Below are 25,588 nucleotides of genomic sequence, written 5' to 3'. Positions count from 1 at the left end.
TCTCCAATCCTGCTTGCCCGTGCGGGCCTTGAATTAAGGTCTCGTGCAACCCGCTCGAGTTACGCGTATTTCTTCTGAACTTCCTGGGCGACCGCGGTCGGAACCGGCTCGTAGTGATCGAACTGCATCGTGTACTGGGCGCGGCCCTGCGACATCGAACGCAGATTGTCGACGTATTTGAACATGTTGGCCAAAGGCACCATCGCATTGATGACGACGGCAACGCCGCGCGCTTCCTGACCCTGGATCTGGCCACGACGGCCGTTGAGATCGCCGATGACGCCGCCGACGTAATCTTCCGGCGTCACGACCTCGACCTTCATGATCGGCTCCAGAAGCTGCACGCCGAGGCGCGGAGCGGCTTCCTTGAAGCAGGCGCGGGAGGCGATTTCGAACGCCAACACCGAGGAGTCGACGTCGTGGAAGGCGCCATCGACCAACGTGGCCTTGACACCGATCATCGGGAAGCCGGCGAACGGTCCGGAACCCATGACGCTGTTGATGCCCTTCTCGACGCCCGGGATGTATTCCTTCGGAACCGCACCGCCGACGATCTTGGACTCGAACACGAACTCTTCGCTCTCGGTGTTCGGCTCGAAGATGATCTTGACGCGGGCGAACTGGCCGGTACCGCCGGTCTGCTTCTTGTGCGTGTAATCCTGCTCGTGCGTGCGGGTGATCGTCTCGCGATAGGCCACCTGCGGGGCGCCGACATTGGCTTCGACCTTGAACTCGCGGCGCATGCGGTCGACGATGATGTCGAGATGCAGCTCGCCCATGCCGGCGATGATGGTCTGGCCGCTTTCCTCGTCGGTCTTGACGCGGAAGGACGGATCCTCAGCCGCCAGGCGATGCAGCGCGAGGCCCATCTTTTCCTGGTCGTTCTTGGTCTTCGGCTCGATGGCGATCTGGATGACCGGATCGGGGAATTCCATGCGCTCCAGGATGACCGGATGCAGCGGATCGCAGAGCGTATCGCCGGTGGTCGTGTCCTTGAGGCCAGCCAGAGCGACGATGTCGCCGGCATAGGCTTCCTCGATGTCGGCGCGCGAATTCGCATGCATCTGCAGCATGCGGCCGATGCGCTCCTTCTTGCCCTTCACCGTGTTGTCGAGCGAGGTGCCCTTGGTGAGCTTGCCCGAATAGATGCGGGCAAAGGTCAGCGAGCCGACGAACGGGTCGTTCATGATCTTGAACGCCAGCATAGACAGCGGCTCGTTGTCGTCGGCATGACGCTCGATCTCGGCGTCGGTCTTGGCATCGACGCCCTTGATGGCCGGCACGTCGATCGGCGACGGCAGGTATTCGACGACGGCGTCGAGCAGCGGCTGCACGCCCTTGTTCTTGAAGGCCGAACCGCAGAACATCGGGAAGAACTTGACCGCGATGGTGCCCTTGCGGATCAGCGCGCGGATCTCGTCATTCGACGGCATCTTGCCTTCGAGGTAATTCTCGAGCGCGGTCTCGTCCATCTCGACGGCGGCTTCGATCATCTTCTCGCGGTACTGCTCGGCCTTGTCCTTGAGGTCGGCCGGGATCTCAACGACGTCCCAGGCAGCGCCCAGGGTCTCGTCACGCCAGACGAGCGCGTTCATCTCGACGAGGTCGACGACGCCCTTGAACTCGGTCTCGGCGCCGATCGGCAGCTGCATGACGACGGCCTGCGCGCCGAGGCGCGAACCGATCATTTCCTCGGAGCGGTAGAAGTCGGCGCCGATCTTGTCCATCTTGTTGCAGAAGATCATGCGCGGCACGTGGTACTTGTCGGCCTGGCGCCACACGGTCTCGGTCTGCGGCTCCACGCCGGCGTTGGCGTCGAGCAGCGCGATGGCACCGTCGAGCACGCGCAGCGAACGCTCGACTTCGATGGTGAAGTCGACGTGTCCGGGGGTGTCGATGATGTTGAAGCGGCGCATCTTGCCGTCGCGACCCTTCCAGAAGGTCGTGGTCGCGGCCGAGGTGATGGTGATGCCGCGTTCCTGCTCCTGCTCCATCCAGTCCATGGTGGCAGCGCCGTCATGGACTTCGCCGATCTTGTGCGACTTGCCCGTATAATAGAGGACGCGCTCGGTCGTCGTCGTCTTGCCGGCGTCGATATGCGCCATGATACCGAAATTGCGGTAGTCTTCGATTTTGTATTCGCGGGCCATGGGAGGTGCCTCTCAGTCTCGTTCGCGCTTTACCAGCGGTAGTGCGCGAAGGCGCGGTTGGCTTCCGCCATCTTGTGGGTGTCTTCACGCTTCTTGACGGCCGTGCCGCGGTTGTTGGCCGCGTCCATCAGCTCGCCCGAGAGGCGGTCGACCATGGTGGTCTCGTTGCGGTTGCGCGCGGCGGCGATCAGCCAGCGGATGGCCAGCGCCTGACGACGCTCGGGACGCACATCGACCGGAACCTGATAGGTGGCGCCGCCGACACGACGCGAGCGCACTTCCACATGCGGCGCGACATTGTCGAGCGCCTGATGGAAGACGGTGACCGGCTCCTGCTTGGTCTTGGCCTGGACCTGGTCCAGCGCGCCGTAGACGATGGTCTCGGCAACCGACTTCTTGCCGTCATACATGACGGCGTTCATGAACTTGGTGACGATCAGATCGCCGAACTTGGGGTCCGGATTGATCTCACGCTTTTCTGCACTGTGACGACGGGACATGGGAAACCCTTACTTCGGACGCTTGGCGCCGTATTTCGAACGACGCTGCTTGCGGTTCTTCACACCCTGCGTGTCGAGCACGCCGCGGATGATGTGATAGCGGACGCCCGGCAGATCCTTGACGCGACCGCCGCGGATCATGACCACCGAGTGTTCCTGCAGGTTGTGACCTTCGCCGGGGATGTAGCCGATCACTTCAAAACCGTTGGTCAGGCGAATCTTGGCCACCTTGCGAAGCGCCGAGTTCGGCTTCTTCGGCGTCGTGGTGTAGACGCGCGTGCAGACGCCCCGCTTCTGCGGGTTCTGCTGCATGGCCGGGACCTTGTTGCGCTTCACCGGCGCCAGGCGCGGCTTGCGGATCAGCTGGTTGACGGTAGGCATTAAACCCTCTTGTCTCTCAATTCCGTGTCTGCCCTGTCAGGGGGCCGCTCAAAGCGTCATTTCCATACGCAAATTCGGGCAACACACCGCGTCTCGCGGTCCTGCCCGAACAAATTGCAGAGGAAGCGGAAGCCGCTTCATGCGCGCCGGAAATGTCTTTTCGCTCGTAAAACGAACCCTGTTTGAGGCAAACTCCAAAGCGTGTCGCTTCGGACAGGAGAGCCTCACATCGGTTCTGACGTCGCGGCTTCTACTCGCAACCCCAGGGTCCGTCAACCCCGGCGGGGCAAATATTGCGCCCAACGCGAGGCTGGGCAGCCATGCGGAAAACGCATGTAATTTTCTTGCGTCTTTTTTCAAGAGCGGGGAAGAAAGTGACCGGCTTTGCGCTGTCCTGTGGCCCGGCTTCGTGCCAAAAGGCGGCTTGCATCGGACAATCTCGGGGAAAACGAGGAATCAGCCCGTGAACGACAATGAAGAACGGCCGGTCACGATCATCACCGGACGGGTCTGGAAGAAGAAAGGCGGCAAGCCGGAAGGCGTTCATGTGATGCTTGTGGCGCCCGACGATGATTCTGCCGTGCGCCGCGCGCTCGAATCGCTTGCCGCCGAAGGTTACGCCGAGGCCGAGCTCGACCAGATCGGCGACATGGAGGGCGAGCCCGACGACGAGCCGCATCTGTCGGCCTATCAGGGCGCATTGGAGGGCGAGGTTTCGATCGTCACCTTTGAAGAGCCGATCTGAAAAGCGCGGCCAGCGTCATATTTGCCAGACTTGCCGGACAAACCTGCCCTGCCTAGACACACTCTTTCATTCCTTGGAGTTCCCATGACCAGCAATCCCATCAAGCTCGGCATCGTCGGCGTGGGAAAGATCGTCCGCGACCAGCACCTGCCGGCGGTCGCCAAGGACGGCAAATATCAACTGACAGCGGCGGCCAGCCGCCACGGCAAGGTGGACGGCATTGCGAACTATCCCAGCATCGAAGCGATGCTGGGGTCCGAGCCCAGCCTCGAGGCGGTCTCGCTCTGCATGCCGCCGCAGTTCCGTTACGACGCCGCGCGCACCGCGCTGGAAGCGAGGAAGCACGTGTTCCTCGAAAAGCCGCCGGGCGCCACGGTCAGCGAGGTCGAGCACCTCAAGGCGCTTGCCGAAAGGAACGGCGTCTCGCTCTTTGCCAGCTGGCATTCGCGCTACGCGCCGGCGGTGGAGGCCGCGCGCGCTTTCCTTGCCTCGGCCAGACTGACTTCGGCCGCCATCAACTGGAAGGAAGACGTGCGGCGCTGGCATCCGAATCAGGAATGGATCTGGGAGCCGGGCGGCTTCGGCGTGTTCGATCCCGGCATCAACGCGCTGTCGATCGCCACACACATCTTGCCTGCGATGTTCATCACCTCGGCCGTGCTCGATTTTCCCGAGAACCGCGCAGCACCGGTCGCGGCGCATGTCGCCTTCCGCACGTCGACCGGCTTGCCGGTGACGATGGAGCTCGACTGGCTGCAGACCGGCCCGCAAAGCTGGGACATCGTCGCCGAGACCGACAAGGGCAGAATGGTGCTGTCCGGCGGCGGCGCGAAGCTCGCCGTCGACGGGCGCATGATCCATGACGAGCCGGAAGCCGAATACCCGATGCTTTACAAGCGCTTCGCCGAGATTGTTCGCGCAGGCACTTCGGATGTCGACCTCGCGCCGCTGCAACACGTCGCCGACGCTTTCATGCTCGGCAAGCGCAACGTGGTCGAGGCGTTTTTCGACTAAGTCAATAAAAGGAATATCATCAGCCTGCAGAGCCATCCAGTTTGCGGCCAAGTCGATCGATGTACATTTCGTCGCCTCCGAATTCAACGCGTATTAGGTCTCCGAAGTCTTCAGTTTTGTCGTAGATTGGTTTGACGGCCCAATTCATCGAGCGATCGAGAAACCCATACTTATTGTTGATATTGGCCTCGGCGAGACCATTGAACATCGGCCACGCAACGTCCAACATTGGCTCAAACACCCACTTGCCCTGCATATCCAAGAAGCCAAATCGGTCTTGATATTCGACCGGAGCCACTCCTTCTGAGCACTGGCGGCCACCTTGAAAACTCGGCTCTATGGTCCAAGCGCCCGTACGGTCGATAAATCCCCATCTTTCGTGTTTGAGGGTGATGTCATCGCCGGGGTCGCCTCGTTGTACGCAAGCAAATCCGTCGGAGAAATGATCTGCGCAATGAAACCTTGGCTCGATAGCCCATTGCGCATTCAGGTCGATATAGCCTTCGAGATACCCTCGGGCATCAGTCATGACACCAGCAACTGCAAGGCCGCTTGAAGGATCATATCTGGAAAGCTGTCTGAAAGTGGGCGGAACAGCCCAGCTTCCGTTGGTATCCAGGCAGCCAAACAGGCCGCCTGGAAGTTTCGCGACTGCTAGGCCGCCATAGAACCCTCCGCTCATTGCGTAGATGGGCGGAATGACCCAGCCCCCAGCGAAATTGATGCAGCCGTACTTTCCATCAAAAACGACGGTGCAAAGGCCGGACGAAAACCATGACATGAATGAAAACTGTGGCTCAACGATCCAGTTTCCATCGTCGCTCATAAGGCCCCATTTTTGATCTACCTGCGCACGTGTCGGGCCTTCTCCGTATGTTCGAAGGTGGGTGGTTCCCGGCGGCGCAACCAGCCAATCGCCTCGCCTGTTGAGAACTCCCCATCGATCGGTCAAACGTGCAGCGGCCCTGCCGCCATGGAAACGGGTGGCCATTTCAAACGTGGGTTTGATGGCCCAATCGCCATTGCGGTCAATATATCCGGTTTTGCCATTCGACTTAGAACGCAACGGCCACAATTCTTGGTGACTATAGAAGGTTGCCATCGCTGCTCTCTTCGACCAAAACGTGCGGCCTAAGAGAGTGGACCACACACAGACTTCAGGTCAACTGTACCAAATAGCGGCGCTGGCCGTTGCCTTAGTCCACGATCGCGATGGCAAATCCGTCATAGCCCTTGGCGCCGACGGTCTGGATGGCGGTGCCGTCCAGCCGCTTCTCGCCGCCGATGAACGAAAAAGCGGCGCGAGCGCCTTCGACATTGGCGTCGCCGCTGTTCTTTTTCACGACCGCGCCGTCACGGATGACATTGTCGCAGACGATGACCGTGCCTGAGCGCGAGAGTTTCATCGCCCAGTCGAGATAATTCGGGTTGTTCGGCTTGTCGGCGTCGATGAAGATCAAGTCGAACGGACCGGTATCTTCGCCTGCCAGCGCGGCAAGCGACTGCAGCGCCGGGCCGATGCGCAGGTCGATCTTGTCTGAAACCCCTGCCCGTTCGAAGTTCGAACGCGCGACCTTGGCGTGGTGCGGATCAAGCTCCAGCGTCACCACCTTGCCGTCCGCCGGCAATCCCCTTGCCATCCAGATGGTCGAGTAGCCGCCAAGCGTGCCGACCTCCAGCACCTTCTTGGCGCCGCGAATACGCACCAGCAGCGACAGCAGTTTGCCCTGCACGGCCGAGACGTCGATCGCCGGCAGGCCGTGGTCGCGGTTGGCCGCCAGCGTGGCATCGAGCACCGGGTCCGCTTCGAAAAGGGAGGAAACGATGTAGTCGTCGACAGCCGTCCAGGTCTTGCTGCTCATAGCTCTTCCTCGTTGCATCAAGTCAAAATGCGAAAAGGGGCCGCGCGGGCCCCTTTTCTCGTTTTCTCATTTCATCGCGCTTACTGCGCGGCGTTGACCATGTCGGTCAGCATCGGCTCGGCGACCTCGACACCGGAGGCCTTGCGGCGCTCGTCGATGATGAGCTCGTCGCGCGAGGTGGCGATGCGCCTTATCTGGCTCATCGTGCCGCCCGTGCCGGCCGGGATCAGACGGCCTACGATGACGTTTTCCTTCAGGCCCTGCAGCATGTCGGTCTTGCCGGCAACCGCAGCCTCGGTGAGCACCCTGGTCGTCTCCTGGAAGGAGGCGGCCGAGATGAAGGACGGCGTCTGCAGCGAGGCCTTGGTGATGCCAAGCAGCACCGGCTGACCTTCGGCCGGCTTCTTGCCGTCCTCGATCAGGCGCTCGTTGACCTCCTCCAGTTCGATCACATCGACGTGGTCTCCCGGGATGTAGGTCGAATCGCCCTGCGTGGTGATCTCGACCTTCTGCAGCATCTGGCGAACGATCACCTCGATGTGCTTGTCGTTGATCGACACGCCCTGCAGACGGTAGACCTCCTGGATCTCGTTGACGAGATAGGAGGCAAGCGCCTCCACGCCCTTGATCGCCAGGATGTCGTGCGGCGCCGGATTGCCGTCGAGGATGTAGTCGCCCTTCTCGATGACGTCGCCGTCCTGGAGATGGAACGGCTTGCCCTTCGGGATCAGGTACTCCACCGGCTCGAGCGTCGAGTCATGCGGCTCGATGATGATGCGGCGCTTGTTCTTGTAGTCGCGGCCGAAACGGATCGTGCCATCGATCTCGGCGATGATGGCGTGATCCTTCGGACGGCGAGCCTCGAACAGTTCCGCAACGCGCGGCAGACCACCGGTGATGTCCTTGGTCTTGGCGCTTTCCATCGGGATACGCGCCAGCACGTCGCCAGGCTTCACATGTGCACCCGGCTCGACCGAGAGGATGGCCTCGACCGAGAGCAGGAAGCGTGCATCGCCGCCCTTCGACAGCTTGCCGACCTTGCCCTTGGCGTCCTGGATGGCGATCGCGGGCTTCAGGTCGTTGCCGCGCGGCGTCGAACGCCAGTCGATGACCTCGCGCTTGGTGATGCCGGTCGACTCGTCGGCCGTTTCCTGCACGGAGATGCCGTCGACCAGATCCTCGAACGCCACCCTGCCCTCGATTTCGGTGAGGATCGGGCGGGTATAGGGATCCCACTCGGCGATACGCTGGCCGCGCTTCACCTTGTCGCCATCGTCCACGAAAATACGCGAACCATAGGCGACGCGGTGCGTGGCGCGCTCCTTGCCGGTCTCATCGAGGATGAGCACCGCCATGTTGCGGCCCATGACCATCTGCTGGCCTTCCGAGTTGCGGACCACGTTGCGGTTGCGGATCTGCACCTTGCCCTCATAGGAGGCTTCAAGGAACGAGGAATCCACCACCTGCGCCGTGCCGCCCATGTGGAAGGTACGCATGGTGAGCTGGGTGCCCGGCTCGCCGATCGACTGCGCCGCGATGACTCCGACGGCCTCGCCCTGGTTGACGGGGGTACCGCGGGCCAGGTCGCGACCGTAGCAGACCGCGCACACACCGGTCCTGACCTCGCAGGTCAGCGCCGAACGGATGCGGACCGACTGCACGCCGGCCTTCTCGATCTGCTCCACATCGCGCTCGTCCATCAATGTTCCGGCCTTGACCAGCAGGTCGCCGGTGACCGGATGATTGATGTCGTCGAGCGAAGTGCGGCCCAGCACGCGCTGGCCGACCGAGGCAACGATCTGACCGGCATCGACGATCGGCTGCATGGTGAGGCCCTTGTCGGTGCCGCAATCCACGGAGTTGACGATGCAGTCCTGCGCCACGTCGACCAGGCGGCGGGTGAGGTAACCCGAGTTCGCCGTCTTCAAGGCGGTGTCGGCCAGACCCTTGCGGGCGCCGTGGGTCGAGTTGAAATACTCGAGCACGGTGAGGCCTTCCTTGAAGTTCGAGATGATCGGCGTCTCGATGATTTCACCCGAGGGCTTGGCCATCAGGCCACGCATGCCGGCGAGCTGACGCATCTGGGTGGGCGAACCGCGCGCACCCGAATGCGACATCATGTAGATCGAGTTCATTGGCTTCTGACGGCCGTTGTCCTCGAACTCCACCGCCTTGATGCGCGCCATCATCTCGTCGGCGACCTTCTCCGAGCACTTGGCCCAGGCGTCGACGACCTTGTTGTACTTCTCGCCCTGCGTGATCAGGCCGTCATTGTACTGCTGCTCGTATTCCTTGGCCAAAGCCTCGGTGTCGGAAACCAGCTTCAGCTTGGTGTCCGGGATCAGCATGTCGTCCTTGCCGAACGAAATGCCGGCACGGCAGGCGTGCGCAAAGCCGAGCGCCATGATGCGGTCGCAGAAGATGACCGTCTCCTTCTGACCGCAGTGGCGGTAGACGGTGTCGATCATCTTGGAGATGTTCTTCTTGGTCATCTCCTGGTTGGCGGTCTCATACGGCACGTTGACGTTCTTCGGCAGAAGCTCGCCGATGATCATGCGGCCAGGCGTGGTGTCGTAGATCTTCGACACGACCTTGCCTTCCGCGTCGACGGTGCGGAAGCGGCCCTTGATCTTGGCGTGCAGCGTCACGGCCTTGGTCTCCAGCGCATGCTGGAGCTCGCCCATGTCGGCAAACATCATGCCTTCGCCCGGCTCGTTCTGGTTGACGATCGAGAGATAGTAGAGACCGAGAACCATGTCCTGCGACGGCACGATGATCGGCGCGCCGGAGGCCGGGTGCAGGATGTTGTTGGTCGACATCATCAGCACGCGGGCTTCAAGCTGCGCTTCCAGGGACAGCGGCACGTGGACCGCCATCTGGTCGCCGTCGAAGTCGGCGTTGAAGGCGGTGCAGACCAGCGGATGCAGCTGGATCGCCTTGCCTTCGATCAAGATCGGCTCGAACGCCTGAATGCCGAGGCGGTGCAGCGTCGGCGCACGGTTCAAGAGCACCGGATGCTCGCGGATGACCTCGTCGAGGATGTCCCAGACCTCCGGACGCTCCTTCTCGACCAGCTTCTTCGCCTGCTTGACGGTCGAGGAGAAACCCTTGGCGTCGAGGCGGGCGTAGATGAAGGGCTTGAAGAGCTCGAGCGCCATCTTCTTCGGCAGGCCGCACTGATGCAGCTTGAGCTCCGGACCGGTCACGATGACCGAGCGGCCGGAATAGTCGACGCGCTTGCCGAGCAGGTTCTGGCGGAACCGGCCCTGCTTGCCCTTCAGCATGTCGGACAGCGACTTCAGCGGACGCTTGTTGGCGCCGGTGATGACGCGGCCGCGACGGCCGTTGTCGAACAGCGCATCGACGGCTTCCTGCAGCATGCGCTTTTCGTTGCGCACGATGATGCCGGGCGCGCGCAGCTCGATCAGCCGCTTCAGGCGGTTGTTGCGGTTGATGACGCGGCGGTAGAGGTCGTTGAGGTCCGACGTGGCGAAGCGGCCGCCGTCCAGCGGGACAAGCGGGCGCAGGTCCGGCGGGATCACCGGAACCACCTTCATGATCATCCATTCCGGACGGTTGCCGGATTCCATGAAGTTCTCGACGACCTTGAGCCGCTTCAGGTATTTCTTCTGCTTGAGCTCGGACGTGGTCGAGGCCAGCTCCGAACGCAGGTCGCCGGCAATCTTCTCCAGGTCCATGCCGGCCAGAAGGTCATGAATGGCCTCGGCGCCGATCATGGCGGTGAAAGAGTCCTCGCCGTACTCGTCGACGGCAATCATGTACTCTTCCTCGCTGAGGAGCTGGTTCTCCTTCAGCGCGGTGAGGCCCGGCTCGGTGACGATGTAGTTCTCGAAGTAGAGCACGCGCTCGATATCCTTGAGCGTCATATCGAGCAGCGTGCCGATGCGCGAAGGTAGCGACTTCAGGAACCAGATATGGGCGACGGGCGCGGCGAGCTCGATATGGCCCATGCGCTCGCGGCGAACGCGCGACAGCGTGACTTCGACGCCGCACTTTTCGCAGATGACGCCCTTGTACTTCATGCGCTTGTACTTGCCGCACAGGCACTCATAGTCCTTGATCGGACCAAAAATGCGCGCGCAGAACAGGCCGTCACGCTCCGGCTTGAAGGTGCGGTAGTTGATGGTCTCCGGCTTCTTGATCTCGCCGAACGACCAGGACAGAATCTTCTCTGGGCTGGCAAGCGAGATCCGGATGGAATCGAACACCTGCGCAGGCGCCTGCGGATTGAAGAGATTCATGACCTCTTGGTTCATGCCGTTCTCCTTTTCGGGGTCCTCGATAACCCCTTGCATCGATCGCGGACGAAATGTCCGCAGAATGGCCGGTCGAACCGGCCGAAGACTTCTTGGTTGAGCATGATCGCGGCCGAAAACCGGTAACCGCCTTTCGGGATCATGCTCAGGGCGCGCCGCGCTTAGAACGCGGCGCGCCAATGCCTTACTCGGCTGCGTCGGGCAGACGCGTCGGGGTCTCTTCGACCTGGGTGTTCTCCAGCTCGACATTGAGGCCGAGCGAGCGCATTTCCTTGACGAGAACGTTGAAGCTCTCGGGGATGCCCGCCTCGAACGTGTCGTCGCCGCGCACGATCGCCTCGTAGACCTTGGTGCGGCCGGCGACGTCGTCCGACTTCACCGTCAGCATTTCCTGCAGCGTGTAGGCCGCGCCGTAGGCTTCGAGCGCCCAGACTTCCATTTCGCCGAAGCGCTGACCGCCGAACTGCGCCTTGCCGCCCAGCGGCTGCTGGGTGACGAGCGAGTACGGACCGATCGAACGCGCGTGGATCTTGTCGTCCACCAGGTGATGCAGCTTGAGCATATAGATATAGCCCATCGTCACCTTGCGATCGAACGGCTCGCCGGTGCGGCCGTCATAGAGCTGCGACTGACCGCTGGTGTGCAGGCCAGCCTGCTCCAGCATGGTGTTGATGTCGGCCTCATGCGCGCCGTCGAACACCGGTGTCGCGATCGAGACGCCGCGGCGCATCTGCTCGCTCAGGCGAACGATGCTCTCGTCGTCATACTCGCGGATCGGCTCGTTGCGGTCATTGGCCGGCATGAAGCTTTCCAGCGTCTTGCGCAGCGGCTTGATGTCGCCGCCACCCTTGTACGCGTCGATCAGCTCGCCGATCTTCCTGCCCATGCCGGCGCAAGCCCAGCCCAGATGCGTTTCCAGGATCTGGCCGACATTCATGCGGCTCGGCACACCCAGCGGGTTGAGCACGATATCGGCATGCGTTCCGTCCTCGAGGAAAGGCATGTCCTCGACCGGAACGATGCGCGACACGACACCCTTGTTGCCGTGACGGCCGGCCATCTTGTCGCCCGGCTGCATCTTGCGCTTCACCGCCACGAAGACCTTGACCATCTTCATGACGCCCGGAGGCATTTCGTCGCCGCGCTGCACCTTCTCGACCTTGTCCATGAAGCGCTGCTCGAGCGCCTTCTTGGACTCGTCGTACTGGCCGCGCAGAGCCTCGAGCTCGCCCTGGAGCTTCTCGTTCTCCACGGCGAACTGCCACCACTGCGAACGCGGATACTCGTCGAGCGTGTCCTTCGACAGCTTCGAGCCCTTCTTGAAGCCCTTCGGTCCGGCGATCGCCTCCTTGCCGACCAGCACGTCGGAAAGACGCGCATAGACGTTGCGGTCGAGGATCGCCTGTTCGTCGTCGCGGTCCTTGGCCAGACGCTCGATCTCCTCGCGCTCGATCGCCATCGCGCGCTCGTCCTTCTCCACGCCGTGGCGGTTGAAGACGCGCACTTCGACGACCGTGCCGAAGGTGCCCGGAGGCATGCGCATGGAGGTGTCGCGAACGTCCGAGGCCTTTTCGCCGAAGATGGCGCGCAGGAGCTTTTCTTCCGGCGTCATCGGGCTTTCGCCCTTCGGCGTGATCTTGCCGACCAGGATGTCGCCCGGCTGCACTTCAGCACCGATATAGACGATGCCGGCCTCGTCGAGGTTTTTCAGCGCCTCTTCCGAAACGTTCGGAATGTCGCGCGTGATTTCCTCCGGCCCGAGCTTGGTGTCGCGCGCCATGACCTCGAACTCCTCGATATGGATCGAGGTGAAGACGTCGTCGGCCACGATGCGCTCGGAGAGCAGGATCGAGTCCTCGTAGTTGTAGCCGTTCCACGGCATGAACGCGACCAGCACGTTGCGGCCGAGCGCCAGATCGCCGAGCTCGGTCGACGGACCGTCGGCAATGATGTCGCCCTTGTTGACGCGGTCGCCCATGCGCACCAGCGGACGCTGGTTGATGCAGGTGTTCTGGTTCGAACGCTGGAACTTCATCAGCCGGTAGATATCGACGCCGGACTTGCCGGGATCGAGATCTTCCGTGGCGCGGATGACGATACGGGTGGCATCCACCTGGTCGACCACGCCGCCTCGGCGGGCGCCGATGGCAGCGCCCGAGTCGCGGGCGACGACCGGCTCCATGCCGGTGCCGACGAACGGCGCTTCAGCGCGCACCAGCGGCACGGCCTGACGCTGCATGTTCGAGCCCATCAGCGCGCGGTTGGCGTCGTCGTTCTCGAGGAACGGGATGAGCGCTGCCGCGACGGACACCATCTGCTTCGGCGAGACGTCCATCAGGTCGACGTTCTCGCGAGGCGCCATCATCACTTCGCCGGCATTACGGCAAATGACGAACTCGTCGACAAAACTGCCGTTCTTGTCGAGCTCGGCGTTGGCCTGCGCGACATAGTGCTTGGCCTCTTCCATCGCCGACAGGTAGACAACCTCGTTGGTCAGCTTGCCGCCCACGATCTTGCGGTACGGGCTTTCGATGAAGCCGTACTTGTTGACGCGCGCAAAAGTGGCCAAAGAGTTGATCAGACCGATATTCGGGCCTTCCGGCGTCTCGATCGGGCAGATGCGGCCGTAATGCGTCGGATGCACGTCACGCACCTCGAAGCCGGCGCGCTCGCGGGTCAGACCGCCCGGTCCAAGCGCCGACAGGCGACGCTTGTGGGTGATCTCCGAGAGCGGGTTGGTCTGGTCCATGAACTGCGACAGCTGCGAGGAACCGAAGAACTCACGCACGGCGGCGGCCGCCGGCTTGGCGTTGATCAGGTCCTGCGGCATGACCGTGTCGATCTCGATCGAGGACATGCGTTCCTTGATCGCGCGCTCCATGCGCAGTAGGCCGACGCGGTACTGGTTCTCCATCAACTCGCCGACCGAACGCACGCGGCGGTTGCCGAGATTGTCGATGTCGTCGATCTCGCCCTTGCCGTCACGCAGCTCGACCAGCGTCTTGACCACGGCCAGGATATCTTCCTTGCGCAGGACGCGCACGGTGTCCTCAGCCTTGAGCTCGAGGCGCATGTTCATCTTGACGCGGCCTACGGCCGACAGATCGTAGCGCTCGCTGTCGAAGAACAGCGAGTTGAACATGGCTTCGGCGGTCTCGAGCGTCGGCGGCTCGCCCGGGCGCATGACACGGTAGATGTCGAACAGCGCGTCCTGGCGGCTCTCGTTCTTGTCGACGTTGAGCGTGTTGCGGATGTAGGCGCCGACATTAACGTGGTCGATGTCCAGGATCTGGATCTCGTCCTCGCCGGTGCTGAGCAGCACCTTCAGCGTCTTGTCGTCGATCTCGTCGCCGGCTTCGAGGAATATCTCGCCGGTGCCGTAGTTGACGATGTCCTCGGCAAGGTAGTTGCCAAGCAGGTCCTCGTCGGTCGCCTTGATGGCCTTGAGACCCTTCTCGCCGAGCTGACGTGCCTGGCGGGCGGTGATCTTCTTGCCTTGCTCGACCACGATCTCGCCGGTATCGGCGTCGACCAGGTCGCCGACGGCCTTGAGGCCGCGGAAACGCTCGACGTTGAACGGAATCCGCCAGTGGTCGCCGGCGCGCTTATAGGTGATCTTGTTGTAGAAGGTCGACAGGATCTCCTCGCCGTCCATGCCGAGCGCCATCAGCAGCGACGTCACCGGAATCTTGCGGCGGCGGTCGATGCGGGCATGCACGACATCCTTGGAGTCGAACTCGATGTCGAGCCACGAACCGCGGTAGGGAATGACACGCGCGGCAAACAGAAGCTTGCCCGACGAGTGCGACTTGCCCTTGTCATGGTCGAAGAAGACGCCCGGCGAACGGTGCATCTGCGAGACGATGACGCGCTCGGTGCCGTTGACGATGAAGGTGCCGTTCGACGTCATGAGCGGCATGTCGCCCATGTAGACGTCCTGCTCCTTGATGTCCTTGATCGACTTGGCGCCGGTATCCTCGTCGATATCGAACACGATGAGGCGCAGCGTCACCTTCAGCGGCGCAGCATAGGTCAGGTCGCGCTGACGGCACTCGTCAACGTCGAATTTCGGTGCCTCGAACTCGTACTTCACGAACTCCAGCATCGAGGAGCCGGAAAAGTCGGAGATCGGGAAGACCGACTTGAAAACGGCCTGCAGTCCTTCGTCCGGACGGCCGCCCTTGGGCTCGTCCACCATCAGGAACTGGTCATAGGATGCCTTCTGGACCTCAATGAGGTTCGGCATCTCCGCAACTTCCGGGATCTTTCCGAAGAACTTGCGTACGCGTCTGCGGCCATTGAAAGTCTGGGTCTGGGCCATCGTCGCTCCTTAGCTATAAACTCGGGACGAACCTCGCCGCGGCTCGCCTTGCACCAACGGGCTGCCTCGGCGGCTGCCCCTATCTGTTTTTCCGGCCGCCCCTGCCAATTTCTTGGGCCAATCGCTTGGCGGCTACCGGCTAAAACGGGAGAAAACCCGTTTCCGGAGGGCCGCTTTTCGGCCCTCAGGAAAGAGGTTTTCAAACGCCTCGCGTGACAGAACCCTCCCTCAGTCCAAGGGAGGGGGCGGACGGCGCGAGACCGTCCGCCCTCGCCTAACAGGCTTACTTCAGCTCGACCTTGGCGCCAGCTGCTTCCAGCTGAGCCTTGAACTTGTCGGCGTCGGCCTTGGAAACGCCTTCCTTGACCGGCTTCGGAGCCGCTTCGACCAGGTCCTTGGCTTCCTTGAGGCCAAGGCCGGTGATGGCGCGGACTTCCTTGATGACGTTGATCTTCTGGGCGCCGGCATCGGCGAGAACGACGTCGAATTCCGTCTTCTCTTCAGCCGGAGCAGCGGCAGCGGCACCAGCGCCGCCGGCAGCGGCAACCGCCACCGGAGCGGCGGCCGAAACGCCCCACTTCTCTTCCAGGAGCTTCGACAGCTCGGCCGCCTCGAGGACGGTCAGCTTCGAAAGGTCGTCTACGATCTTTGCAAGATCAGCCATTTTTGTATTCCTTCACTAGGTTCGAACGTGTGTTGTTGACAGCGAGGAACGGCCTCATGCCGCCTCGTCCTTCCGGGCGTAAGCGCCGATGACACGCGCGACCGAAGCCGCGGGCGCATTGACGATCTGGGCGATCCGGGTAGCCGGCGTGGCGATCATGCCAACCAGCTTGGCGCGCAGCTCGTCGAGCGACGGTAGTGTGGCGAGTGCCTTCACACCGTCGGCGTCGAGCGAGGTCGCACCCATCGCGCCACCGAGAATGATCAACTTGTCATTCCCCTTGGCGAAATCGGACGCGACCTTCGGCGCCGCAATCGGATCCTCCGAATAAGCGACCAGCGTCTGTCCCTTGAACAGATCGATGATCGATGCGGAGTCCGTGCCCTGAAGAGCGATCTTGGCGAGACGGTTCTTCGCGACTTTGACGGTGCCACCGGCGGCGCGCATCTTCGACCGAAGGTCGTTCATTTGCGCGACGGTGATACCGGCGTAGTGGGCCACGACGACTGAACCAGCGCTTGAAAACGCATCATTCAGGCCCGTGACGAGTTCGCGTTTTTCCGCTCTGTCCACTGCCTATCTCCAGTTGACCCCTGCCCCATTGACGAGGTCAGGCGTCGGTTGCCTTTTGCCGGCCGGGCCATCCAGTAACGGATCTCCCGAACGACGCTCGAGGATCCTGCCCCCTTTCGCCACACCAGCCGGCACGCCGGATAGTGCGCAGACAAAAGGCAAACACGGTTCGAACCTTTCATTGGAGCTTGGCTCCTTTGTCGGGTCTTCACCCGTCTCATGCAGGCCCAATCGAATTAAGGCTTTTGGGCCGCCTGCAATCTCGGACAGGATATCCGGAAACCTTTCGGCTTCCGGGTACCGGGCCGCCGACGGATCGGCGGTCCGGAATTCTTTCTTGCTGGAGCATGTTCCCGCTTTTCAGGATCATGCCCTTGCGATCGGCCTTACCCGATCGGCCGACACTTACGACGCGGCGAGCGTCGCGATGTCGAGCTTGAGGCCGGGGCCCATCGTCGAGGTGACCGACACCTTCTTGACGTAGTTGCCCTTGGCGCCCGCGGGCTTGGCCTTGGTCACCGCGTCGGCGAAGGCGCGGACATTTTCTTCCAGCGCCTTGACGTCGAACGAGACCTTGCCGACGCCGGCCTGGACGATGCCGGCCTTCTCGACGCGGAACTCGACGGCGCCGCCTTTCGAAGCCTTGACGGCCGCGGCCACATCGGTGGTCACAGTGCCGACCTTCGGGTTCGGCATCATGCCGCGCGGGCCGAGAACCTTACCCAGACGACCGACCAGCGGCATCATGTCCGGCGTGGCGATGCAGCGATCGAAATCGATCGTGCCCTTCTGGACGATGTCGACAAGGTCCTCGGCGCCGACGATATCGGCGCCGGCGGCCTTGGCTTCCTCGGCCTTGTCGCCACGCGCAAACACGGCGACGCGCACCGAGCGGCCGGTGCCGTTCGGCAGATTGACCACGCCGCGGACCATCTGGTCGGCATGGCGCGGATCGACGCCGAGGTTCATCGAGATTTCGACGGTCTCGTCGAACTTCACCGCGGACCGGTCCTTGAGGAGCTGCAGCGCCTCGGAGAGGCCGTAAGCCTTGTTCGGATCGATGCCTTCGCGGCTCTTGGCAACACGCTTTGCAATCTTTGCCATGATCTTAGCCCACCACTTCCAGGCCCATCGAGCGGGCGGAGCCCTCGACCATGCGCATGGCCGCCTCGACGTCGTTTGCGTTCAGGTCCTTCATCTTCTGCTCGGCGATCGCGCGCACCTTGTCGCGGCTGATCGTGCCGGCCTTGACCTTGCCCGGCTCCTTGGAGCCCGACTTCAGGTTGGCGGCCTTCTTCAGGAAGTAGCTCACCGGCGGCGTCTTCATGACGAAGGTGAACGACTTGTCCTGGTAGTAGGTGATGACGACCGGGATCGGCGATCCCTTCTCTAGCTCCTGGGTCTGCGCGTTGAACGCCTTGCAGAATTCCATGATGTTGATGCCGCGCTGACCAAGCGCCGGGCCGATCGGGGGCGACGGCGTGGCCGAGCCCGCGGCAACCTGGAGCTTGAGCTGGCCTGCAACTTTCTTAGCCATCTCTATTCCTGCCTTTTCTCATGCCGGCCCCGTTACCCGGGAAACGCGGCGGTTGCAGTCTGGTGGTGCGGTTCCGACGGCCGGCTATGCCGCCTTCGCCTCCCACCCGTTCATGCGGCGTCTGTTCACGCCGCCACCCGACGCCTTACGGCGCGGTATCCCGACGCCCTTTCGGGCGCGGGTATGCGGATCAGCCCTTTTCGACCTGCCCGAACTCCAGATCGACGGGCACGGCGCGCCCGAAGATCGAAACTTCCACCTTGAGGCGAGCCCGCTCCTCATCCACCTCCTGGACGACGCCGTTGAACGACGCGAAAGGACCGTCCGAAACGCGAATAGCCTCGCCGATCTCGAAGGTGACCGAAGGCTTCGGCCGCTCGACGCCTTCCTGGACCTGGTTCAGGATGCGCTGCGCCTCGGTCTCGGTGATCGGCACGGGCTTGGAGTCGCCCAGGAAGCCGGTGACCTTCGGCGTGTTCTTGACCAGCGAGAACACGGCGTCGGTCAGATTTGCCTTCAAGAGCACGTAGCCCGGGAAGAACTTGCGCTCGGCATCGACCTTGCGGCCGCGACGGATCTCGACAACCTTCTCGGTCGGGACCACGATCTGCTCAATGTCCCCGGCCAAGCCCTTCTGCTTGGCCTTGTTCTCGATGTCCTCGGCGACCTTCTTCTCGAAGTTCGAATAGGCGTGGACGATATACCACCGCGCAGTCATTTCACGACCTCTCCGTAATCCGCCGAATTAATGCCCGAGACCCAGGATCCACTCGATCGCATAGCCCATCAGAATATCGGCAGCGAAGAAGAACAGCATCGCGATCACCGCGAATATCAGGACCATCACGGTCGAGATCATGGTTTCGCGCCGCGAAGGCCATGTCACCTTGGCCGTCTCCGCGCGAACCTGCTGGAGAAAGGTGAAGGGATTAGTGGTTTTCGAAGCCATGCGCCGCCTGTTTTCGAGACCCGTTGGCCGGGCCTCCTGGATGATCCCGCTGACCGGGACGTGCCGCCTGGGCTCCATGCGGCGCGAATCAGCGCCGCTATTTCACCCACGCAAATCAGACGCGTAAAGCCGGCTTCCCAGCTCCACGCGTCGCGTGTCTGTCTTGTCTACATAAAACCGATTCTTAATCCACGCAAGTGGCAAGGGTCCGCTTTATGTCTCAACGCCGCCTCGGAACCATCCAGTCGTCCCGTCCCGGCTATACGGGGCTTATGCCCCAATTCCTGCCATATGGCAAGCCGTCCGCCGATTTTCAACGCCGGAGCGGCCGCTGCGGAGCCTTGAAGGTCTCGACATATGACGATTTCAGAGATTAAGCTTAAATCCAGGAGGAGGAACCGGTCCGTCGGCTGGAGATCTTGACGGGTTCGGGTCGACGACGTGGCTACCGAAAGAGAAGGCGCGGATCGTGGCGATACGCCGCCTCGTCAGCTCATTCGGCTAGTTCAAGACGTCCCTGAACTCGCTCCTCGATCGCCTTCAGGAAATCGTCGGACGTCGATGTCCATCCGAAGAGTATCTGCACGAGCGTGATCGAGGCTTCATGATTGCTCCTTGATGCGTCCCAGGCGATGGGCTCGCTGGTGCAATCCGTCAGCAGTATGCAGTGGTAGTCCCTAAAGAAGGCATCCCGAATTGTCGATTCCACGCACACGCTGGTCGTGCATCCTGTCACGATGAGGTGTTTGATACCTGCGGTTTTCAGAACCGAATCGAGTTCGGTCTCGTAGAAACCGCTGAACCGCGTTTTGTAGACGACCACATCCCCTGCCTCTGGCTTGAGGTCGTTAACAATATCCGTTCCCCAGGTGTCGCGGATCAGAATCCGGCTCTCGCTGCCATCCGGGGCCGTGATGCTCTCACCGACCCCAAAGATCTGGAGATGTCGGAGACGGTTGGGGGCGTCCGATGTCCCAAGGTCCGAGAGGTCGGAACAATAACCCATCTTCAGATAGATAACCGGCACTCTCAAACCGCGAGCGGCAGCTATTACTCTGGCCGTAGGGCCGACAGCCCGTTGAATACCGGAGATATCGATTCCGGCTCTGTCGAACATTCCACCTTGCGAGCCGAAGTCATTCTGCATGTCCACGACGAGAACTGCGGCGTTAGCAAGATCAATCGAAATAGGTTGAGGCTTCGCGTCGATAACCAGGGGATGTATTTTTGTCCTCCCACCAGAAAGAGGTGTCGCTCTTTGCGCCCTTGGCTATCAAGACCCGCCACCTACGTTGCGTCAAGAAAGGGGAGAGTTACATCCCTGCTTGGCGGCCTAAGAACAGCGGTTGCAGTCAAGCGCTAAGGACGAAACCTTACATCGTTGGTCTTAAGGCGCAACGATTTTGCCACTCACAGGCCCGCGACACGGGCCGGCAGGTAGATGACCTCAAGGGCCGGCAGACGCGCGGAAGAAAAGGCTGATTTCGGCGATCGAGAGGGCGGTTGCCAGATGCCTGCCCTCTTGAAGGAATGGCACGGGCAGCAGGGCTCGAACCTACGACCTGCGGTTTTGGAGACCGCCGCTCTACCAACTGAGCTATGCCCGTGCATGCGCTTGTTCGGCGCAGGCGCTTCCTAAAAGCTTCCGTGCGCTCTGTAAAGAGCACTCTGCAGTGGTTTTGAAACCCTTTGCCGGAAATCTGGATTCCATTACCGCCGGCGACCGATCGCGCTCGCCAAACAACCCCCGCGCCTACGACTTGCCGGCCGGCGGCTTGTATGGCCCGCCCGGCACGCCCCAGCCCCAGGCGGGCATCGGCTCGGTCTCGGGATCGCAGGTCTCGCCCAGATTCGAGTTCATCTTCGCCAGCCGCGATCCCCATTCGACATAGCCCATGAAGGCCGAGCGGAACTCGGGGTCATCGGGCAGGCCGACCTCATCCGCCGCGTCGGCAAGGAGATTGATCCAGCGGCGGCGCTGCTCCTCGGTCAGATGCTTGCCGAGATGATGCATCACCATCTCGCGATGGCCGCCATGCTTCTCGCTGTAGGTCTTCGGGCCGCCGAAGACCTCGCCGACGAAGGCGGCGACATGCATCGGGTGATCCGGCGACATCATCCTGAACACCGGCCCGACGACCGGATCTGCCGCCACCTTGTCATAAAAGGTCCGGGTCAGCCGGTTCAGCGCCTCGCTGCCGCCGGCCCATTCGTACAAAGTCGGGATGTCCTCGCTCATCGCCGCTCCTCCCTGTGCATACAGCAAGATAGCGGCAGCGCCCTGCCCCGCTCAACCTGCCTCGATGGCCAGTGCGCAGCTAGAGCATGATCCCGAACCGAAGGTCAGCGAATGCAAAAAGTGGAAACCGGTTTTCGGAGAAGATCATGCTCCAACAAAGAGTTAGATCAGGATGGCGATTCACCGAAACGTCATCCTGATCTACAGCTTCGCCGGCGCCTTCGCCTCGGCATCGGCGGACGGAAGAGCCCGGCAATTGTCCGGCCTGGGTGCGGATCTGCAAATGGTGGCGCCCGTCAGCGCGTCCACCGATTGCGGTCCGGTCGTCAGCCCGAATGTCTTCAGTTCGTCCCGGCTGAGTTCCCTGTGCTTTGCATATTCGGCCGACTGCATGGCGGCGAAAAAGCCCGAGCCGACCGCCATCTCGTCGAGATAGGCCCTGACCTTGTCTTCCATGCCCATGGAATGCACGAGGAAGCGCGCACCGTCGCCAACGAGGCGCCGGACGCCGCCGGCGACCATCACCGCGCAGGCGGCGTCGCATTCGGCGCCGGCATCTATGGTGAGCCCGGCATGGAGACCGTCGGCCGCGACGCACCCCACGGCGCCCGGATCGCAGTCGAGAAAATCCGTTCGGGCGACCGCGATATCCAAGCCGTGCTCGCGGATCAGCCTGCCCGCGGCGAGCGCAGCCTGCACATCTCCACCCGGCGAGTTGATTACGACCGGCAACCGGCGCTCACGGATTGTATCGAGCAGCTGGCGCAGCTTGTCGGCCGTATCTGCGGCGATCGTGCCTTCCGCCGAAATCCATTCCGGACAATCGGGATTGCATAGCGGGTTGCTGCCGCGAACAAGAACGAAACGCATCTGCTGTTCGTGGGCTTGCGGTGTCGGCGGCGGCGCCGGCGCTGTATAAGAAGGTCCGGCCTCTACTGCCGCGACCGCGACGGGCGCGCCGTTCGCGGGAATCTCGCGACAATTCGCCGGTGCCGGATGGCGCTGGCAAATGGTTCTCTCCGTCAGCAGATCGAGCGAATCGAGGCTGGTCACGAGCTTCATCTCCAGCATGTCATCGGGCTCGATCTGCCTGATGTCGCTGGCAGGTGTGGCCTTCATCACGCCCAGCACGCCCTGCTCGACGCCCATCTCCTTCAAATAGGCCGACAGCCGCTTCTCGATCGCCTTGCTCATCTCATAGGTCTTGTAGCTGCCGGCATTCTTGCGGCTGACGATCTTGGTGCCGATGATCTTCTTCTTGCCGTTCACAACCCGGTAGGTGGTGCGGTAGAGCAGTTTTTCGCGCTGGTAGGTGGTGGTGATCTGATGGACGCCGAGATAGGCCCATTCGCCGACGACGCGGTGGATGCCGCCGGCAAACATCAGCGGACAGGCCGAATTGCACATCGCGCCGCTGTCGTAAGCGACGCCGGAATAGGGCTGACCCTTGCCGTCATTGTCCCGGCAATTTTTCGTCCCCGGCGAGCAGCCGGAAAATTCCGTGATGCCGACCGCGATATCGAGCTTGTTCTTGCGGACCATGCGGCCAAGCTGCAGCGCGGCATCGACATTGCCGCCGGGAGAATTGACGACGATGGGCAATTGCCGCCCGCCGAGCGTCTTCAGCAGGCGTTTCAGTAGCGCCGGCGTGCCGGCCTCGATCGTGCCTTCGGCAGAAATCCATTCCGGGCAGTTCGGCTCGCAGCCCGGCGCGCTGCTGCGCACCACGACGAAGCGCATGGTCGGACCGTAGTCCGGCGGCTCTTCCTTTGCGCCGGCGCCGAAGGCGGCCAGCCCCATCGCGGCGGCCAATCCCAGCCGAAGCAGCCCGCGCCAACACCGCATGGTCTTTGAACGGAATGTGGAAACCACGTCTGGCAAGCCCCTCGGTGCAACCATACTAGTTGCGGCGCCGGTGGTTGCAACAGAATTGAAAAGGGCTTGGCAGCACTGCTTCAAACAAAAGGGCGGCCCGAAGACCGCCCTTTCCTTGTCGAACCGGCAGTGGCCGGATCGATTATTCCTTGATGGTGACGACGATGCCGGCACCGACGGTGCGGCCGCCTTCACGGATGGCGAAGCGCAGCTTCTCTTCCATCGCGATCGGCACGATCAGCTCGACGTCGACGGTGATGTTGTCGCCGGGCATCACCATCTCGGTGCCGGCCGGCAGCGTCACGATGCCCGTCACGTCCGTCGTGCGGAAGTAGAACTGCGGACGGTAGTTGGTGAAGAACGGCGTGTGACGGCCGCCCTCGTCCTTGGTCAGGATGTAGGCTTCGGCCACGAACTTCTTGTGCGGCTTGACCGTGCCGGGCTTGGCCAGAACCTGGCCGCGCTCCACGCCTTCACGGTCGACGCCGCGCAGCAGCGCGCCGATGTTGTCGCCGGCCTGACCCTGGTCGAGCAGCTTGCGGAACATCTCAACGCCCGTGCAGGTCGTCTTGGTGGTCGGACGGATGCCGACGATCTCCAGCTCCTCGCCGACCTTGACCACGCCGCGCTCGACGCGGCCGGTCACAACCGTGCCGCGGCCCGAGATCGAGAACACGTCCTCGATCGGCATCAGGAACGGCTTGTCCAGCGGACGAACCGGCGTCGGGATATAGGCGTCGACCTGCGCCATCAGCTCGCGAATGGCGTCCTCGCCGATGGTCTTGTTGGAATCTTCCAACGCAGCCAGCGCCGAACCCTTGACGATCGGAATGTCGTCGCCGGGGAACTCGTTCTTCGACAGAAGCTCGCGAACCTCGAGCTCGACCAGCTCCAGCAGCTCGGCGTCGTCGACCTGGTCGACCTTGTTCAGGAACACCACGATCGAGGGCACGCCGACCTGGCGGGCAAGCAGGATGTGCTCGCGGGTCTGCGGCATCGGGCCGTCGGCGGCCGAAACCACCAGGATCGCGCCGTCCATCTGCGCCGCACCCGTGATCATGTTCTTCACATAGTCGGCGTGGCCGGGGCAGTCGACATGGGCATAGTGACGGTTGGCCGTCTCATACTCGACATGCGCCGTCGAGATCGTGATGCCGCGCGCCTTCTCTTCCGGTGCCGCGTCAATCTGGTCATAGCGCTTGTATTCGCCAAAATACTTCGTGATCGCCGCCGTCAGCGACGTCTTGCCATGATCGACGTGACCGATCGTGCCAATGTTCACATGCGGCTTGGTGCGCTCGAATTTACCTTTTGCCATAGTCTCTTTCCTTGGACGGCCTTGACCTTCAGTTCAGTCGAATGCGGGGCGATTAGCGACAACGGCTGAAAAACACAAGTACCTTGTGGCTGAGCGGATTCTTGCTCGACCCGAACCAATGGTCGATTTCGGTGGGATATGGCGCGGATATAGGGCTGCCGCGTGTAAAATCAAAGGCTCCGGCCTGGCCCATTGCCGCCACGACGCCGCTCTGATCTTGTTCGCCGGATGCAGTTCATTCCATCCAATATCCGCGGCCCGCTGTTCATGATCGTCTCGACGGGGTCCTACCTCGTCAACGACACGATGATGAAGCTCGCCACCGTCGGATTGCCGCCTTATGAAGTTCTCCTGCTGCGGGGTGCTGCCGCCACGCTGTGGGGCGTGCCGCTGCTTCTGATGCTGGGCTATGCCAGGCAGATCCCGCTGCTCTTCGAGCGCAAGGTGCTGCGCCGCAACTTGTTCGAGCTGCTGGCGATCCTGTGTTACGTCGTCGCTTTAGCCAACATGCAGATCGCGGATTCCACCGCGCTCGGGCAAGTCACGCCGCTCATCGTGCTGGTCGGCTCCTCGATGCTGTTCGGCGAAAAGATCGGCGCCACGCGCATGGCGCTGATCGGCCTTGGCTTTGTCGGGGCGCTCATGGTGGCGCAGCCGACGATGCAGGGCATTTCGGTTTATGCGCTGCTGGCGCTCGGCAACGCCGCCTTCGCGGCGGTGCGCGACCTTGCCGGGCGCAAGGTGGGCGCCGAAGTGCCGGGCATGATCGTCGCCATCTCCGCGGTCGTGGTGGTGCTGGCCGGTTCAGGCGCGGCGCACCTTGTCTCCGAACAATGGGTGATGCCCGAAGGACATCATCTGCTCCTGATCGCCGGCGCCGGCCTGTTCCTGATCTTCGGCCATTTCTTCATCTTCATGGCCTACCGGGTCGGGCCGACAAGCGCGGTCGCGCCCTTCTATTACTGCTTCACCGTCTGGGCGGTCATTTCGGGCCTGCTGGTGTTCGGACAATTTCCTAACGCGCTCGCGGTCTGCGGCATCCTGCTGGTGCTAGCCAGCGGTCTCGCCATCGTCTCGCTCGACGAAAGAAAACGCCGGCTGGCCATGGTCGCCTGATGGCGCGCCTCCAGCCTGGGTCGACCCGACCGGGCCGACCTCCAGCAGCCTACTGGCTGATCCCTGG

Annotated in this window: 19 protein-coding genes and 1 tRNA gene; 3 read left to right on the top strand and 17 right to left on the bottom strand. The window is 62.2% G+C overall.

Annotated elements, in window-relative coordinates; genetic code table 11:
* Positions 1 to 59 precede the first annotated feature (59 nt).
* From fusA to rpsL, 3 genes are read right to left on the bottom strand one after another with little or no spacing between them, the layout of a single operon-like run.
* A complete protein-coding gene (fusA, locus tag LB538_RS13125; RefSeq protein WP_095765517.1) occupies positions 60 to 2,150 on the bottom strand; it encodes an elongation factor G in 2,091 nt (696 codons plus the stop codon).
* Positions 2,151 to 2,179: 29 nt separating this feature from the next.
* Positions 2,180 to 2,650 carry a 30S ribosomal protein S7 gene (rpsG, locus tag LB538_RS13120; RefSeq protein WP_027170372.1) on the bottom strand — a complete coding sequence of 157 codons (471 nt, stop codon included), beginning with the start codon at positions 2,648 to 2,650 and terminating at the stop codon, positions 2,180 to 2,182.
* Positions 2,651 to 2,659: 9 nt separating this feature from the next.
* Positions 2,660 to 3,031 carry a 30S ribosomal protein S12 gene (rpsL, locus tag LB538_RS13115; RefSeq protein WP_006202128.1) on the bottom strand — a complete coding sequence of 124 codons (372 nt, stop codon included), beginning with the start codon at positions 3,029 to 3,031 and terminating at the stop codon, positions 2,660 to 2,662.
* 463 nt (positions 3,032 to 3,494) lie between these two features.
* Between rpsL and LB538_RS13110 the strand changes: the two genes are divergently transcribed.
* Together LB538_RS13110 and LB538_RS13105 are read left to right on the top strand one after the other, a co-directional pair.
* On the top strand, positions 3,495 to 3,776 hold the full coding sequence (locus tag LB538_RS13110; protein ID WP_095765518.1) for a transcriptional regulator: 282 nt from the start codon (positions 3,495 to 3,497) through the stop codon (positions 3,774 to 3,776).
* Positions 3,777 to 3,860: 84 nt separating this feature from the next.
* The gene (locus LB538_RS13105) at positions 3,861 to 4,790 is read left to right on the top strand and encodes a Gfo/Idh/MocA family protein (RefSeq protein WP_224532661.1); all 930 of its coding nucleotides are present in this window, start codon (positions 3,861 to 3,863) and stop codon (positions 4,788 to 4,790) included.
* A gap of 19 nt (positions 4,791 to 4,809) precedes the next feature.
* Here the strand turns inward: LB538_RS13105 and LB538_RS13100 are convergent, their stop codons facing one another.
* The 14 genes from LB538_RS13100 to tuf all read right to left on the bottom strand — a co-directional run bounded on the left by LB538_RS13100 (position 4,810) and on the right by tuf (position 24,405).
* Positions 4,810 to 5,892, bottom strand: coding sequence for a WG repeat-containing protein (locus tag LB538_RS13100; protein ID WP_224532659.1), 1,083 nt, complete (start codon positions 5,890 to 5,892; stop codon positions 4,810 to 4,812).
* Positions 5,893 to 5,986: 94 nt separating this feature from the next.
* Positions 5,987 to 6,652 (bottom strand): O-methyltransferase, encoded by a 666-nt coding sequence (locus LB538_RS13095; protein ID WP_224532658.1) that lies wholly within the window; start codon positions 6,650 to 6,652, stop codon positions 5,987 to 5,989.
* An 80-nt stretch (positions 6,653 to 6,732) separates the two neighbouring features.
* The gene (gene rpoC / locus LB538_RS13090) at positions 6,733 to 10,929 is read right to left on the bottom strand and encodes a DNA-directed RNA polymerase subunit beta' (RefSeq protein ID WP_224532656.1); all 4,197 of its coding nucleotides are present in this window, start codon (positions 10,927 to 10,929) and stop codon (positions 6,733 to 6,735) included.
* Between the two features lie 184 nt (positions 10,930 to 11,113).
* Positions 11,114 to 15,250 (bottom strand): DNA-directed RNA polymerase subunit beta, encoded by a 4,137-nt coding sequence (gene rpoB, locus LB538_RS13085; RefSeq protein WP_095765521.1) that lies wholly within the window; start codon positions 15,248 to 15,250, stop codon positions 11,114 to 11,116.
* A 283-nt stretch (positions 15,251 to 15,533) separates the two neighbouring features.
* The gene (rplL, locus tag LB538_RS13080; RefSeq protein WP_059189560.1) at positions 15,534 to 15,914 is read right to left on the bottom strand and encodes a 50S ribosomal protein L7/L12; all 381 of its coding nucleotides are present in this window, start codon (positions 15,912 to 15,914) and stop codon (positions 15,534 to 15,536) included.
* 54 nt (positions 15,915 to 15,968) lie between these two features.
* Positions 15,969 to 16,487, bottom strand: coding sequence for a 50S ribosomal protein L10 (gene rplJ, locus LB538_RS13075; RefSeq protein ID WP_095765522.1), 519 nt, complete (start codon positions 16,485 to 16,487; stop codon positions 15,969 to 15,971).
* A 405-nt stretch (positions 16,488 to 16,892) separates the two neighbouring features.
* The gene (gene rplA / locus LB538_RS13070; protein WP_224532654.1) at positions 16,893 to 17,591 is read right to left on the bottom strand and encodes a 50S ribosomal protein L1; all 699 of its coding nucleotides are present in this window, start codon (positions 17,589 to 17,591) and stop codon (positions 16,893 to 16,895) included.
* A gap of 4 nt (positions 17,592 to 17,595) precedes the next feature.
* On the bottom strand, positions 17,596 to 18,024 hold the full coding sequence (gene rplK, locus LB538_RS13065; protein WP_095765524.1) for a 50S ribosomal protein L11: 429 nt from the start codon (positions 18,022 to 18,024) through the stop codon (positions 17,596 to 17,598).
* A 190-nt stretch (positions 18,025 to 18,214) separates the two neighbouring features.
* Positions 18,215 to 18,742 carry a transcription termination/antitermination protein NusG gene (nusG, locus tag LB538_RS13060; protein ID WP_095765525.1) on the bottom strand — a complete coding sequence of 176 codons (528 nt, stop codon included), beginning with the start codon at positions 18,740 to 18,742 and terminating at the stop codon, positions 18,215 to 18,217.
* A 27-nt stretch (positions 18,743 to 18,769) separates the two neighbouring features.
* Positions 18,770 to 18,973: a preprotein translocase subunit SecE gene (gene secE, locus LB538_RS13055; RefSeq protein ID WP_095765634.1), complete on the bottom strand. Its 204-nt coding sequence runs from the start codon at positions 18,971 to 18,973 to the stop codon at positions 18,770 to 18,772.
* Between the two features lie 493 nt (positions 18,974 to 19,466).
* Complete coding sequence (locus tag LB538_RS13050) at positions 19,467 to 20,126, bottom strand: cysteine hydrolase family protein (RefSeq protein WP_224532653.1); 660 nt, start codon at positions 20,124 to 20,126, stop codon at positions 19,467 to 19,469.
* Between the two features lie 378 nt (positions 20,127 to 20,504).
* Positions 20,505 to 20,580 (bottom strand) — tRNA-Trp (locus LB538_RS13045).
* Positions 20,581 to 20,726: 146 nt separating this feature from the next.
* Positions 20,727 to 21,212 carry a group II truncated hemoglobin gene (locus LB538_RS13040; RefSeq protein WP_224532647.1) on the bottom strand — a complete coding sequence of 162 codons (486 nt, stop codon included), beginning with the start codon at positions 21,210 to 21,212 and terminating at the stop codon, positions 20,727 to 20,729.
* A gap of 2,017 nt (positions 21,213 to 23,229) precedes the next feature.
* Positions 23,230 to 24,405 (bottom strand): elongation factor Tu, encoded by a 1,176-nt coding sequence (tuf, locus tag LB538_RS13030; protein ID WP_095765516.1) that lies wholly within the window; start codon positions 24,403 to 24,405, stop codon positions 23,230 to 23,232.
* A 228-nt stretch (positions 24,406 to 24,633) separates the two neighbouring features.
* On the opposite strand from tuf, the gene LB538_RS13025 reads away from it, so the two are divergent.
* Positions 24,634 to 25,521, top strand: a complete 888-nt coding sequence (locus tag LB538_RS13025; protein ID WP_140842891.1) for a DMT family transporter — start codon at positions 24,634 to 24,636, stop codon at positions 25,519 to 25,521.
* Positions 25,522 to 25,588: the final 67 nt, after the last annotated feature.

Source organism: Mesorhizobium sp. Ca11, assembly GCF_020165275.1.
Lineage (GTDB): Bacteria > Pseudomonadota > Alphaproteobacteria > Rhizobiales > Rhizobiaceae > Mesorhizobium.
This window is presented reverse-complemented; position numbering and strand designations above follow the sequence as displayed.

Coding starts and splice junctions, on each gene's coding strand:
- fusA (WP_095765517.1), bottom strand. CDS start 2,150: ATGGCCCGCGAATACAAAATCGAAGACTACCGCAATTTCGGTATCATG.
- rpsG (WP_027170372.1), bottom strand. CDS start 2,650: ATGTCCCGTCGTCACAGTGCAGAAAAGCGTGAGATCAATCCGGACCCC.
- rpsL (WP_006202128.1), bottom strand. CDS start 3,031: ATGCCTACCGTCAACCAGCTGATCCGCAAGCCGCGCCTGGCGCCGGTG.
- LB538_RS13105 (WP_224532661.1), top strand. CDS start 3,861: ATGACCAGCAATCCCATCAAGCTCGGCATCGTCGGCGTGGGAAAGATC.
- LB538_RS13100 (WP_224532659.1), bottom strand. CDS start 5,892: ATGGCAACCTTCTATAGTCACCAAGAATTGTGGCCGTTGCGTTCTAAG.
- LB538_RS13095 (WP_224532658.1), bottom strand. CDS start 6,652: ATGAGCAGCAAGACCTGGACGGCTGTCGACGACTACATCGTTTCCTCC.
- rpoC (WP_224532656.1), bottom strand. CDS start 10,929: ATGAACCAAGAGGTCATGAATCTCTTCAATCCGCAGGCGCCTGCGCAG.
- rpoB (WP_095765521.1), bottom strand. CDS start 15,250: ATGGCCCAGACCCAGACTTTCAATGGCCGCAGACGCGTACGCAAGTTC.
- rplL (WP_059189560.1), bottom strand. CDS start 15,914: ATGGCTGATCTTGCAAAGATCGTAGACGACCTTTCGAAGCTGACCGTC.
- rplA (WP_224532654.1), bottom strand. CDS start 17,591: ATGGCAAAGATTGCAAAGCGTGTTGCCAAGAGCCGCGAAGGCATCGAT.
- rplK (WP_095765524.1), bottom strand. CDS start 18,024: ATGGCTAAGAAAGTTGCAGGCCAGCTCAAGCTCCAGGTTGCCGCGGGC.
- nusG (WP_095765525.1), bottom strand. CDS start 18,742: ATGACTGCGCGGTGGTATATCGTCCACGCCTATTCGAACTTCGAGAAG.
- secE (WP_095765634.1), bottom strand. CDS start 18,973: ATGGCTTCGAAAACCACTAATCCCTTCACCTTTCTCCAGCAGGTTCGC.
- LB538_RS13040 (WP_224532647.1), bottom strand. CDS start 21,212: ATGAGCGAGGACATCCCGACTTTGTACGAATGGGCCGGCGGCAGCGAG.
- tuf (WP_095765516.1), bottom strand. CDS start 24,405: ATGGCAAAAGGTAAATTCGAGCGCACCAAGCCGCATGTGAACATTGGC.
- LB538_RS13025 (WP_140842891.1), top strand. CDS start 24,634: ATGCAGTTCATTCCATCCAATATCCGCGGCCCGCTGTTCATGATCGTC.